Origin of the sequence: Brevibacillus sp. FSL K6-0770 (assembly GCF_038000275.1) — a bacterium.
GTDB classification, from domain to species: Bacteria; Bacillota; Bacilli; order Brevibacillales; family Brevibacillaceae; genus Brevibacillus; species Brevibacillus parabrevis.
Window position 1 is genome coordinate 1,582,058 of record NZ_JBBOBQ010000001.1, and the last position, 13,199, is coordinate 1,595,256.

At 54.5% G+C, this 13,199-nt stretch carries 13 protein-coding genes; 5 read left to right on the forward strand and 8 right to left on the reverse strand.

The features are described 5' to 3' along the window. Positions 1–19: 19 nt before the first annotated feature. From NST23_RS07800 to NST23_RS07820, 5 genes are all read left to right on the forward strand, one after another. Positions 20–1,111: a DmpA family aminopeptidase gene (locus NST23_RS07800; protein ID WP_242772179.1), complete on the forward strand. Its 1,092-nt coding sequence runs from the start codon at positions 20–22 to the stop codon at positions 1,109–1,111. Positions 1,112–1,167: 56 nt separating this feature from the next. Beyond that, a complete protein-coding gene (locus NST23_RS07805; protein ID WP_122963084.1) occupies positions 1,168–2,484 on the forward strand; it encodes a serine hydrolase domain-containing protein in 1,317 nt (438 codons plus the stop codon). 368 nt (positions 2,485–2,852) lie between these two features. Then, positions 2,853–4,001: an ABC transporter substrate-binding protein gene (locus tag NST23_RS07810; RefSeq protein ID WP_373926306.1), complete on the forward strand. Its 1,149-nt coding sequence runs from the start codon at positions 2,853–2,855 to the stop codon at positions 3,999–4,001. A gap of 17 nt (positions 4,002–4,018) precedes the next feature. Further along, positions 4,019–4,969, forward strand: a complete 951-nt coding sequence (locus NST23_RS07815; protein ID WP_122963086.1) for a carbohydrate ABC transporter permease — start codon at positions 4,019–4,021, stop codon at positions 4,967–4,969. Then, positions 4,970–5,803: a carbohydrate ABC transporter permease gene (locus NST23_RS07820; RefSeq protein ID WP_122963087.1), complete on the forward strand. Its 834-nt coding sequence runs from the start codon at positions 4,970–4,972 to the stop codon at positions 5,801–5,803. It begins immediately after the preceding gene. A gap of 5 nt (positions 5,804–5,808) precedes the next feature. Here NST23_RS07820 and NST23_RS07825 read toward each other — a convergent pair whose 3' ends face one another. The 8 genes from NST23_RS07825 to NST23_RS07860 form a co-directional block, all read right to left on the reverse strand. Further along, the gene (locus NST23_RS07825) at positions 5,809–6,687 is read right to left on the reverse strand and encodes a phosphotransferase family protein (RefSeq protein ID WP_274875059.1); all 879 of its coding nucleotides are present in this window, start codon (positions 6,685–6,687) and stop codon (positions 5,809–5,811) included. Positions 6,688–6,762: 75 nt separating this feature from the next. After that, the gene (locus NST23_RS07830) at positions 6,763–7,209 is read right to left on the reverse strand and encodes a hypothetical protein (RefSeq protein WP_122963089.1); all 447 of its coding nucleotides are present in this window, start codon (positions 7,207–7,209) and stop codon (positions 6,763–6,765) included. A gap of 99 nt (positions 7,210–7,308) precedes the next feature. After that, positions 7,309–8,202, reverse strand: coding sequence for a DMT family transporter (locus NST23_RS07835; RefSeq protein WP_340963478.1), 894 nt, complete (start codon positions 8,200–8,202; stop codon positions 7,309–7,311). Between the two features lie 64 nt (positions 8,203–8,266). After that, positions 8,267–9,583 (reverse strand): sodium:solute symporter family transporter, encoded by a 1,317-nt coding sequence (locus NST23_RS07840; RefSeq protein ID WP_063228656.1) that lies wholly within the window; start codon positions 9,581–9,583, stop codon positions 8,267–8,269. Then, on the reverse strand, positions 9,580–10,284 hold the full coding sequence (locus tag NST23_RS07845; protein ID WP_122963092.1) for a response regulator transcription factor: 705 nt from the start codon (positions 10,282–10,284) through the stop codon (positions 9,580–9,582). Before NST23_RS07845 ends, NST23_RS07840 begins: the two co-directional genes overlap by 4 nt. A 5-nt stretch (positions 10,285–10,289) precedes the next feature. Continuing rightward, positions 10,290–11,009, reverse strand: coding sequence for a sensor histidine kinase (locus NST23_RS07850; RefSeq protein ID WP_229049852.1), 720 nt, complete (start codon positions 11,007–11,009; stop codon positions 10,290–10,292). A 170-nt stretch (positions 11,010–11,179) separates the two neighbouring features. Beyond that, positions 11,180–12,169, reverse strand: a complete 990-nt coding sequence (locus NST23_RS07855; RefSeq protein ID WP_122963094.1) for an ABC transporter ATP-binding protein — start codon at positions 12,167–12,169, stop codon at positions 11,180–11,182. Between the two features lie 4 nt (positions 12,170–12,173). Further along, on the reverse strand, positions 12,174–13,196 hold the full coding sequence (locus NST23_RS07860; protein ID WP_122963095.1) for an ABC transporter ATP-binding protein: 1,023 nt from the start codon (positions 13,194–13,196) through the stop codon (positions 12,174–12,176). Positions 13,197–13,199: the final 3 nt, after the last annotated feature.

Sequence of the window (13,199 nt, forward strand, 5' to 3'; positions counted from 1 at the left end):
AGCGCAAGGAGGAGTAACCATGGACCGCACTGAAAAGAACAGAGGAAAAATTCGCGAATGGGGAGCTGCCGTCGGCAAGCTGCCTACAGGCGAAAAAAACGATCTGACAGACGTGGCAGGTGTCCGCGTGGGGCATGTGACGATTCAGCACGAGTTGGCAGACGGGGAGTGCGCATGTACAGGAGTGACGGCGATTTTGCCGCACGGAGGGAGTCTGTTCCGCGAAAAGGTGACCGCTGCAAGCTACGTCATCAACGGCTTCGGCAAGACGACCGGGCTTGTGCAAGTAAACGAGCTGGGGGTGCTGGAATCGCCGATCATGCTGACCAACACGTTTTCGGTGCCAGCTGTCACACAGGGCACCTTGCAATACATGCTGGCTACCAACGAAGAAATCGGCGATACGACAGGAACGGTCAACATCGTGGTCGGCGAGTGCAACGACGGGCATCTCAACTCCATCCGCCGATGCGTGGTACGGCCGGAAGACGCAGTGGCGGCGATTGAAAACGCTTCGGAGCAAGCGGTAGAGGAAGGAGCGGTCGGAGCAGGAACGGGCATGATCGCTTTTGGCTACAAAGGCGGAATCGGTTCGTCTTCACGGGTCGTGGCGGCGGATGGGCAGAAGTACACGCTCGGTTCGCTGGTGCTGTCCAATTTTGGCAGCAAGGACGACTTTTTGGGCCACCGGCTGTTTGCCAACAGCAATACCAACGCCGACGAAACAGAAACGGACAAACAGGCAACCGAGCGCAAAGAGGACGGTTCGATCATCATGGTACTGGCTACGGACGCGCCGCTGAGCGATCGGCAGTTGCTGCGCGTCGCCAAGCGGGCAGGAATCGGGCTGGGGCGTACGGGAAGTCACTTCGGGCACGGGAGCGGCGACATCGTCATTGCCTTTTCCACCGCACAGAAAATTCCGCACAACACAGACGCGCATATCGAGACGCGCGTACAGCTTCGCGAGGATCACCCGATCATGAACGAGCTGTTTGCGGCGGCGGCAGAGGCGACGGAGGAAGCGATCTACAACTCGCTGTCCCAGGCAGTCACGACGAATGGCAGAAAAGGGCGCACGGTGCACGCGCTGCCGACCCCGCTTTTGTAAAAAGGTCGGCTTCAGCAAGAACGATCTCATTTATCCCAACAATATGGAGGACGGCTATGGAGCGACTGCAAACGACAGAGCTTGCGCATTACATAGAAACTTTCATGGAAGAGCACAGCGTCCCTGGCCTTGCCGTGGCGCTGTCTCTTCACGGACAAACGATCTATGCCAAAGGGTTTGGCGTGCGCGATCTGGATACAAAAGAGCCTGTTACGCCCGAAACGGTTTTCGGCATCGCTTCCGTCACCAAGTCGTTTACGGCAGCGGCGATCATGCAGCTTGTTCACGAAGGAAAGCTGTCGCTGGATGATCCGGTCAACAAATACTTGCCGTCGTTCCGACTGACAGGCTGCGATGCGGGCAAAATCCAGATTCGCCATCTCCTGTCCCATACCTCCGGCGTTCCGCCGCTGCTGCGCAAAGAAGAGCTGATCCAGTTTCACGAGCATCTCGATTATTTGGCTCACGTGGAATTTGCCGCGCTGGGCGAGCCGGGACAGTATTTCAGCTACGCCAATGACATGTTCCTGCTGCTTGGGGCGATCATCGAGCGAGTGACGGGCCGTCTGTACCGCCGTTATATGACGGAACGGCTGCTGGAGCCGCTTGGCATGCACCGCTCTACGTTCAGCCTGGAGGAAGTCGCGCGTCTGTCCAATGTCTCTACCCCGTATGCGCGGCGAGGGGCAAACCAGCAGATGACAAAGGTTGCCTGGCCAACGCTCGGCAACTACGAGGTTGGCGGCGGCATTCGTTCCAGCGTGGAGGATTTGCTTGCGTACGGAAGCCTGTACGTAGGCGGAGGACCCGATCAACAGCAGGAAATCGTGCCCGCCAAAGGACTTGCGCCGATGTGGCAGCCCGCCCATCGGCTGACGAAAGACGCCTGGTACGGATATGCGCTCAAGACGACAACGGACTACGCGGGGGTCACGCTGGTCGAGCACGGGGGAGGGCAGCCAGGCGTGTCGTCCAATTTCGGTTTTGTGCCAGAAAAAGGTCTGGTTTGTGTCGTGCTGTCCAACATGGAAAACGTGCCAATCCGCAAAGTATGGCTGGCAGCGGTAAACGCGGCGCTGGGCTTGCCGCTTGCCCACAAGGAGCCAGACGCGCCGCTGTATCAGATCGACGGCGAGGAGCTGGACAAGCTTGTCGGGACGTACGCTTGCGCAGAAGGCGGGCACCTGCGGCTTTTCGTCAGGGAGGGCGTGCCCGTCGCCGATGTGGCAGGCACCGAGTTTGCCCTGCGCGCTGCCGCAAGCGATACATTGATCTTTACAGACAGCGAGCTGCCGCTGCGCTTTTTCTTCAAGGCGGATCGCCGAGCCTGGGCTGTGCTGCTCGGGATGAGGATGCTGCAACGCGTCGAATAGTCTTTTGCAAAAGCTGCATTCGCAAGCCTGTTTCACGGGAGAAGTAAGTCGTGGAACGGGCTGTTTGCTTTGCAGCGAAAAAGAGTAAAGAAAGTGAAAATATTGGTAAAAATTTTAAAACTAATAATTCTGAATATTTACTATAATACGAACTGTCTTCCAAAAGTAGAGGGGGTTCGTGTATGGGAGTTCGATCCTGGATATTTGCGGCACTCCAAGTGAGTATCGCCACGGCATTGCTGGTTGGGTGTAGTCAGCCCGCCGCCAATTCCGGCCAAGCGCAGCCAGATGGCGCGAAAGAGCAAGCTGGACAAGAAGTCAGGCTGAAGATGGTCGAGAGCATTACCAGTCCGCAGCGCACAGCGCTTCTGAAGGAAATGCTGACCCAGTTTGAAGCGAAAAACCCGGGCATCAAGGTAGACCTGATCTCCCCGCCTTTCGAGGGGGCCGATCAAAAAATTACGCAAATGCTGATGGCAAAAGAAGAGCTTGATGTGCTGGAGGTCCGTGAGTTCAATGCGAAGCAGTTCTCGATGAACGGCTTTATTGAAAATCTGAAGCCCTACACGGAAAAATGGAGCAATTACGACCAGCTGACCGATGTGGCGAAACGCCGCGCCACTTGGGTCGACAACACCCCTTACTATATTCCGAACGGCTTGTATCAGCGCGTCCTGTACTATCGGGCGGACTGGTTCAAGGAAGCGGGCATCGAAGCGCCCAAGACGTGGGCTGAGCTGTTGGCCGCGGGCAAAAAAATGACCGACCCGGCCAAAAACCGTTACGGGTACAGCTTCCGGGGAGGCCCTACCGGGTGGGACTACGCCTTGATTGCGATGTGGGCCTACAACGGCACCGAGGTCGATCCGTCCTCTGCTTTTTTCCTGAAAGACGGCCGGACGCTTTTTTCTACGCCGGAGTCCTTGGAGGCAATGCGCTACTACAAGCAGCTGTACAAAGAAATATCGCCGCCCGATTCGGTAAGCTGGGGCTTCCAGGAGATGGTGCAAGGCTTCGTGGCAGGTTCGACGGCCATGCTGATCCAAGACCCCGATGTCATCGATGGAGCCAAGGAAAAAATGCAGGAAGGAACATGGGCAACCGCCCCTTTGCCGATTGGGCCATCAGGTGTAGCCCAGCAAGTGGTAGGCGGACCAGGCTGGGGCATGACAGCATACTCCAAGCATAAAGCGGAAGCATGGAAGCTGATCGAATTTCTCTCTGACCCCGAGCAAAGCACCCACTTCGCCAAGAAAACGTCTGTCATTCCTGTGGTAAAAAGCGCAGCGGAAGACGAGTTTTACAAAACCGGATACTTCCAGCCGTTCATTGAGATGAACCAGCAGCCGCAAACATTCATCGATGTATCCAGACCTGTCGACTACAAAGGCTGGGGAGCGTGGCAAAGCGCGGCAGACAAGGAAATCCAGAGCTATTTGCTCGATCAGCTCTCTGCGGAAGACTTGCTGAAAAAGTGGGACGAGTATTGGACAAAAGAGCGGGCTGAGCGCAAATAGACGAGGAGGGAACGGTCTTGCAAACAGAGAAGCCCATCGTTGTAACGAAAGAACCATTCGTTTCGCCACCGAAAAAGCCGTTTCGCCTGTCCAAGGAAGGAGCTTTCATCTGCCTTTGCTTGCTGCCAGCGGTATTGTTTGTCGGCATTTTTACTTACTATCCGCTGCTGCGCGGCATCATCATGTCCTTCCAAAACTACACGTTGTTTAATTTGCTGGATGTGCGCTTCATCGGCTTGGACAACTTCTTCGCTGTCCTGACCAGCCCGGAGTTTCCCCGTGTGGCGTTGAACAGCTTTTACTGGGTGGCTGTCTCGCTGTTCTTCCAGTTGCTGTTCGGCTTTGCCTTGGCGTTGTTCATGCGCCGCCGTTTCCGGGGGAGAGGCATCTATCAGGCGTTTGTGTTTTTTCCGTGGGCGATGTCCGGGTTTTTGATCGGATTGATCTGGCGGTGGATGTTCAATGCGCAATTTGGCGTCATTAATGACTTGCTGGTGAAAAGCGGGTTGATCGCTGCCCCGATCCCGTTTTTGGCCGATGGAAAATGGGCGCTTGCGGCCGTGATCATCGCAAACATTTGGTACGGTGTCGCTTTTTTTGCCATCATGATTTTGGCTGCCCTGCAATCGATCCCGGAGGAGCTGTACGAGGCGGCAGCGATGGACGGCGCGGGGCGCATCCAGCAGTTTTGGAGCGTGACCTTGCCCTACATTTTGCCGACGATGCTGGTGACGATTCTTCTTCGGGTCATTTGGATCTTGAATTTTCCCGACATCATTTACGCGATGACCAATGGCGGTCCGGCAGGCTCGACTCACATCTTCGCCACGTATATGATCGATAAAGTCATTTTCGGACAGGATTACGGGCAAGCCTCGGCTGTAGGGGTCATCATTGTCTTGCTCCTTCTGGTGTTCACCGTGTTTTACGTCAAGGCGACCCGCATGGAGAAGGGAGGGGATTTCTAGATGCAGCGCGATCACATATGGTGGCAAACAGCGCGGGTAGTTGTCTTGGGCGGATTTTTGGCCTTTGCGATTTTTCCGTTGTACTGGATTGTCATCACGTCGCTCAAAGGGCAAAAAGAAATTTTCTCGTTGCCGATCCGCTACTGGCCCGATGAGGTGACGTTGCTCAATTATGTGGAGATTTTTCGCATCTCGCATTTTCAGGTCTATATCTGGAACAGCTTTCTCGTATCGCTGTTCGCTTCGGCGCTTGTCGTCGTGATCGCCATGCTTGGCGGGTACGTTCTGGCCCGCTTTTCGTTTCGGGGCAAAAGAGAGGTCATGTTCGGCTTTCTCGTCACGCAGATGATTCCGATCTTCATCGGGATGGCGCCGCTCTATGTCATGATGTCGAAAATGCATATTTTGAACAGTCTGTTTTCTTTAATCCTGATTTACACCGTCATGCTGATTCCGTTTTGCACGATCATCATGTCCGGCTTTTTTCAACGCATCCCGAACGCGTTGGAAGAGGCGGCCATGATGGATGGCTGTTCCCGGATCAGCGCGTTGTTTCGCGTAATCGTGCCGATCATGCTCCCCGGTATCGCAGCCACGTTCATTTTTGCCTTCGTGCAATGCTGGAACGAGCTGATCATGGCCGTTTTGTTCATCGATGAAGAGTCGGTCAAGACGATCCCGGTCGCCATGAACGCTTTCATCAAAAAGTACGACATCGAGTGGGGAGCGATGTCGGCAGCTACTGTTCTGTCTGTCATCCCGACGATGCTGTTGTTTGCCTTTTGCCAAAAGTACCTGGTGGAGGGGCTGACGCAAGGAGCCGTGAAAGGATGAAGACGCTACACATAGTCCCGCATCCCCGCCCGATACGCCTGTTCATCCCCTTGCTCGATGCCGAACAATGCTTCCTGCAAGGCAAACGTGCTGCGATAAAAGCGCATGCGGACGAGGACGGAATCCAGATCGGGGTACCACGGTGACAGGCAGGACAAAAAGTTCTCGCCATAGCTCGCGGCGAGTCCGGCGAAATCGTAAGCCGCGTCGCCGATGCCTGCTCCGCCGAAGTCAATGATGCCTGTGATCCGCTGTTTTTGCGCGTCGTACAAAATGTTGGTCGTGCCGAAGTCGCCATGAATGAGCCGCGGCGCAAACGCAAAGTGGGCAGGATCAGCCAAATACGTCTCAAATCGTTCAGCAATCTCCTGTTTGGCCGACTCGCGCATGGCCGGGAACAGCCGGGAGACGATTCGGTCGTAAAGCTCCGTCAGCTCGTCTGCCATGCCAACCGAGTCGGAAACAAGCTCAGGGAGCCGCTGTTCATACGGAAAAGAGTGCAGCTCGTACAGAAATCGCCCGAGCTGGGCCGCGATGGCAGGGAGCTGATTGTGACGGGCTGCTTGCGCAAACGCTTCACGCGTAAACGGCTCTCCGCGTAGCAGCGGGTAGCCAGTGAAGACTTTTCCAGGCTCCTCCGGCACGAAGGAACGGTAGACCGGAGCGGGGATCGGCAGGGAAACGCTATCCTGGACCGCTTGCAAAATGGCTGTCTCTTTTTTCAACTGGCGAATGCCCAGCGCGTACTTGGGAAAGCGAAATACGTACGCGCCGTTGACGATCCACACATCGTTGTTTTGTCCGATCTCATTGCGAACGAGAGAGTGGACAATGAAATCAGGATAGACATCCTGGATGGCGCGTATGCAGCTTTGTTCATTCATAGCCGTTCTCCTTTTAGCGTGTAAAATGTGAAAAAGAAAGAGCACTCTCCCGCGTGGAAAGTGCTCTTTTCGCATTCAGGAAGCAGCCAGCTCGAATCGGACCACCGTTTCCTTGCCGCCCGCGAGCTTTTCCTGCTCGACGACTCGCCAGTTTCTGGAGATCGTCTTGCGCATCCAGTCGAGCGCTTCAACTGACAAGCGAACCTGGCTCAGTGCCGTTTCCTCTACCTCATAATCTTGCTCGGCCAGCAGCTGATAGCGCTTATTCAACAGGAACTTGATCCCGTTTATCGTCGTGAACTTGATTTGATAGCCGTCGCGAATGGCTTGTTCCAGCGCAGCAGAATCGTTTTGGTACAGTTCAAAGAGGGGAGAGAAATCGTATTTGCCGCCTTCCACATCAGCGAAAGGCTCCGAATCGCCCGTTCTCAGCCTGTGAATGATTTCTTCATCGACAAATCCATGGGCACGAGCGGCTTCCAGAAGCATCGTCTCCCATTGGGACAGCTTAACCGTAGACATGAACAGCCCTCCTCGATCTTTGCATGTACTGTCTAGTATAATCTCTGCTTTTGTAAAACTCAACCATAATTCCGACTGTTTTTGTATGAAATGAAAACGTCACGAAGAAACAGGCGAAGCGGACTTATGATCGCGCGGCTCTTTGGAAGTGGTGGTTAGCGTAACGCCTGCGATGATCAGGAGCGCTCCAAACAGTTGAATGAGCGTGACGGGCTTCGCCAACAGGAAAAAGCCGAACAGCATGGCGATAAACGGCTCCAGATTGGAAAACATCGCGGCTTTGGCCGCTCCGACTTTTTGCAGCTGGCTGTTCCAGATCAAGGTGACGATGCCGTGCATGATGACAGCGGTCACAAACAACAAAATCCACGAAGACAACTGCGTGCTGTAGGCAACTTGCGGCAAGCTGGCGAAGACGAACGGCAGCAGCGCGCCGAATCCGATCAGGTTGGAAAAAAGCGTGGTCACGAGCGAAGGCAGTCGGTGGCCGAGCATGCGGACGAGAATGATCGAGACGGCAAATGTCAGCATCGTCAGCACGATCCAGAGAATGCCGACGTCAAAGTGCAGCTCCGCCCCTGTGTAAATGACGAACAGAACACCAGCCGTACCGATGACAGCGCCAAGCCCCATCCGCCATGTCAGCGCTTCTTTTAAAAACAGGGCGGCGAGCAGCGCAGTCGTTACCGGAGTCAAAGCCAAAATCAGCGACGAAGTAGTGGGATCAGCCGTCACCAGCCCTTTGTAAAACGACCACTGGTTAATCCCGACGCCGACAATGCCGAGAGTCGCAACCAAAAGCCAGTCGCGCCGTGACAGCTTCGGAATCGTCAGTCGTCCTTTTGCCCAGATCAACAAAAACAGCGCGATGAACAGCAGACGCATGACAGACAAAAACAGCGGCGAAAATTCCGCCACCAGCATTTTGCCAAAGACAAAATTGCTGCCCCAGGCGGTGACGCAAAAAATGAGCAGCAAGTAAGATCGCAGCATGACATTCGTTCCTTCCTGTGCGATCAGCGCCAGCCAGCACCAGCAGCGTAAGGGCTTGCAGGCGTTACGCCGTGCGGAAGTAGCGCCTCCACAGCCAGGCGATGCTCAGGTAGCCTACCAGGAAGAAGGCCGTAGCAAAAGAAGCGATCCAGATCGCTTTCATCGGATCGACAAACGCTCTGCTGACGTACCCTGCTGCCTGTCCTACCACAGCGCTGATCAAAATGAAATTGGATGCCTTCCCCCGCGACCAGACGATGACGATCAAGGGCAAAATCAGGGAGGCGTAGATGATGCCGAAGAAAAACAGCAAGTCGAGCAAGGTCGGCTTGAAATAGCTCGTCAGACCAAAAGACACCGCGCCAATCATGATGGCGAGCATGTAGCCCGTGCGAATTTTTTGCCGTTCGGTTGCACGCGGGCGGAACAGCTGATAGACGTTGTTGACCATCAGGCTGATCATGGAATGCAGCCCGGCTCCGAATGCGGACATGATCGCACCGAAGGAGCACAGGACGAACAGGACAAGCAAAAACATCGAATCGATTTTGCGGACGAGGTCGAACATGAGCGAGTAGATGTCGTCAAAGCCGCCCGTGAAAATGACGATGATGATTAGCGACGAAAAGGCCAGCGGCACCGTGGCGAAAATCAGTCCGGACAGCAAAAAGGTCGGGACGATTTTTTTCTCTTCCATCATATACAGCCGCTGCCAGGAAGCCTGGTCGGAAAAAACTTGTCCGAAGCCGATCAACAGCCCCGTGACGATAAACAACAGCCCTTCCTTGTTGCTTGCCACGAGCAAATACGGATGGTACAGCCGCAAGCCGTTGTAGACGTGCTCGACGCCTTTTCCGATGAAAAAGTAAACCGGAATGAGAATCGCCGCAGCAAATGTAATCACAATCTGCACGATGGCAAAGCGGTGGATCGAGCGGATTCCACCGATGCCGGCAAACAGGACGGAGAACACAAAAAAACAGAGCAGACCGAGCGGGATAGGCAAGCCGAACAAAATGTTCAGCAAAACGCCGCCAGCCATCCCTTGGACAAACATCGCTTCGATCGTCGTCAGCAGCAACAAAATAATCATCAGCCAGTAGCCAAAAGGGTGCAGCTTGCCCTGCAAGTAATCGCCGATGGTCATGCCTTCGGAAAATTCCCGGCGCACCCGGCGGCCGAGCAAACCGAAGAAGCAGAGGGCGACTGCCCCCATCAAGGCGAAGCCGATCCCGCCGAAGATGCCGTATTTGACGAGCGCCTCTGGTGAGCCAAAAATGGTGTTGCCAGTCACCCAGCGGGCAAGAATGGAGACGGCTCCGAGTCCGATCCCGATTTTGGCTGCGCCCAGCACGTACTCGCGAAAGGATAAATACGTCAAAATACATTCCCCTTGTCCCGATATTCTTTGGGAGTTTTCCCGACCACCTTGCGGAAGATGGTGCTGAAATAGTGCTGGCTGTTGAAGCCTGTGCGCTCCGCTACGGTCGAGATGCTCCATTCCGGATGGCCGATCAGAAATTTTTTGGACATCTGAATCCGGTATTGCATCAGGTACTCGGAAAACGAAACGCCGACTTCCTCATGAAACCGTCGACTGAGATAAGTCGGATTGATGTGCACCTCTGCCGCGAGGTCAGCCAGGTTGAGCTTTTCGGCAAATTTCTGGTGGATGATGTTCATCGCATCGGAAATAATCCGGGTGTAGGCGGACAAGGCAGGACTTTTCTGGTATTTGTTCAAAATCTCGACCAGCTCGCTCTCGATGACAGGCTTCGTGATGTAATCGACGACACCGAGGCGGATGGATTGTTTGGCGTAATGAAAATCTTGGTAAGCGGTCACGATGATCAGTTCGATCTCTTTATGCTGGGCACGCAGCTCCTCGCCGAGCGCCAGCCCGGATTTCCCCGGCAAATTGATGTCCAGAAAGGCGAGATGAAGAGGCACCTTCTGGCTGATCGCCATGGCTTGGCTGCCGTCAGCGGCCTTGTACAAATTCCACAAGGGGAACATGGGCTGGATCAAGTATTCCAGCTGGTCCAGCTCCAACGGTTCGTCATCCACGAGTAGTACGTTCATCTTGTTCACCTCACATCAACATGTTCAAAAATACACGGCCATTGAACAATCACACGCGTTCCTCCCTCAGATGAGCTTTCTAGCTGTAATTGTGCGTGATCACCAAAGCAAAGGTGAAGGCGGCGCCGGATGTTGTCCAAGCCGTGGCCGCTCTTCTCATGCGGCTGTTCGGCTTCGCTGTCTGTTCCATTCTCATGCTCGAAGGCGGCGAGGTCAACAGAGCCGTTGTCTGCGACGACGAGCAAGACATCGTCTGCTTGGCGGCTGATGTGGATTTGCAAAACAGCGTCGCCCATCTTGCGCTCCAGCCCGTGTTTGAACGCATTTTCCACGAGCGTTTGCAGCACGAACGGAGGGATCGAGGCGGTGAGCAAATCGTCCGCGCATTCGAGAGTAATGTGCAGTCGGTGGCCGAAGCGGAGCTTTTGAATCTCCAGGTACTGCTCGGTGTATTGAATCTCCCGGGCGAGTGAAATCAACGGCTCCGTCGATTTGTACTTGAATTTGAGAAACTGGGAGAGGACTTCGAGAGCCCTCACCAGCTCTTTTGTCCGGTTGAGCCGTGCCAGGCTGAGGATGACATTCAATGTATTAAACAGGAAGTGCGGCTGGATTTGCTGGTTCAGCTGATTGTAGAGCGCTTGCTGAAGCTCCTTTTCCAGCTCGATCTTCACATTTTTGTTTTCCAGCAGGTCGATGCGCTTTTCAAAAATGAACAAAAACAATAAAGCAATAGCTCCTATAATAGGAGCCAAAATGAACAACAGAATGAGCAGAGTGAAACCTTCGAAGCTTATCATGAGATCCCTTCTGTATGGTCGTCTTTGATTTTGCAGTTACCATCATATCATGCCGCTTGAGGCTCGCTTGCTTTTTTAGAAAATTTTAATGTCTCTTACGGCACGAGGTGGCAGGCAACCTGATGCGTGCTGTGTACGTTGGTCAGAGCCGGAACTTCTGTCTTGCAGCGCTCGACCGCGAGCGGGCAGCGCGTATGGAAGCGGCAGCCTTGCGGTGGATTGATCGGCGAAGGCACGTCTCCGCGCAGGATGATCCGTTCTTGCTTTTTGCTGACGTCCGGGACCGGAATCGCGGACAAAAGCGCCTGTGTATACGGATGCTGCGGACTGTCGAACAGCGACTTCTTGTCGGCGATTTCCACGACTTTGCCGAGATACATCACCATCACGCGATCAGAAATGTGGCGAACGACGCCAAGGTCATGCGAGATGAACAAGTAGGTCAGCTTGAACTCTTTTTGCAGGGATTTCAACAGATTCAGCACTTGTGCCTGAATCGAAACGTCGAGAGCAGACACCGCTTCGTCGCAAATGATCAGCTTGGGCTGCATCGCCAGAGCGCGGGCAATCCCGATCCGCTGCCGCTGCCCGCCGCTAAATTCGTGCGGAAAACGATCGATTTGATCCGGGCGCAGACCGACGTGGCTGAGCAGTTCAATGATGCGCTCCCGGCGCTGATTGGCAGGGACGATGTTTTGGATCGCCAGTGCTTCGCCGAGAATTTGCGCCACGGACTGACGCGGATTCAGCGATGCGAACGGGTCCTGGAAGATGACCTGCAAGTCTTTGCGCATGCTGCGCATTTGCGATTTGGACATGGCGAGCAAGTCTTTTCCTTCGAAAAACACCGAGCCGCTTGTCGGTTCATCGAGGCGAAGGATGGCGCGTCCGGTGGTCGATTTTCCGCAGCCGGATTCGCCTACGATGCTGAGCGTTTCGCCTTCAAAAATCGTGAAGCTGACATCGTCAACCGCTTTGACGTGATTGACGGTGCGGCCCAAGATGCCGCCTTTGATCGGGAAGTGCTGCTTGAGGTTTTGGACTTCGAGCAGTGGTTTTTTCGTTTGATCGGCTGTCATCATCATGACGTCATACCCCCATTTCTGTAGCAGTCTTGCTGGCGCCATCCCATTCAGGCGTGTACATCCAGCAGCGTACCTTGCTTCCGTCGTCGCTTGTCAAAAGCTCGGGCAGCTTGGAGTGGCACAGTTCAGTGGCATGCGGGCAGCGCGGGGCGAAGCGGCAGCCAGTCGGCATGTTGAAGGGGCTTGGAACGTTGCCCTTGATCGCCACCAACTCTTCCACATCCTCGTCCAGACGGGGGAGGGAGTTCATCAGACCGATCGTATACGGGTGCTTCGGATTTTCGAACAAGTTTTTGGCGGTCGTGTACTCGACGACTTTTCCGGCGTACATGACAGCGACGCGGTCGCACGTCTCTGCGACGACGCCGAGATCGTGGGTAATCATGATAATGCTCATGCCCATTTCGGCCTGCAGCTTTTTCATCAGCTCCAAAATTTGCGCCTGGATCGTCACGTCGAGCGCGGTCGTCGGCTCATCCGCGATGAGAATTTCCGGGCGGCAAGCGAGTGCCATCGCGATCATGACGCGCTGACGCATCCCGCCGGACAACTCGTGCGGCTCCTGGGTCGCGCGTTTTTCCGGGGAAGGGATGCCGACGAGGCGCAGCATGTCGACCGCTTTTTCCCACGCTTCTTTGCGGCCCATGTTCTGGTGCAGACGCAGCACCTCGGCGATTTGCTCGCCGACCGTGTACACCGGGTTGAGCGATGTCATCGGCTCCTGAAAAATCATCGAGATTTCGTTACCGCGAATTTTGCGCATCTCGGCTTCTGATTTGGCAATCAGGTCTTGCCCTTTGAACAAAATTTCTCCTCCTACAATTTTTCCCGGAGGGCTGGCAATCAAACGCAAGATCGAAAGCGAGGTGATACTTTTTCCACAGCCGGATTCGCCTACCAGACCGAGCGTTTCTCCTTTGTTCAGGGAGAAATCAACGCCATCCACGGCTTTACTGACGCCATCATCTGTGAAAAAGTGCGTTTGCAGGTTGCGAACGTCCAGTATTTTTTCTTGTTGTCCTGGCATGGT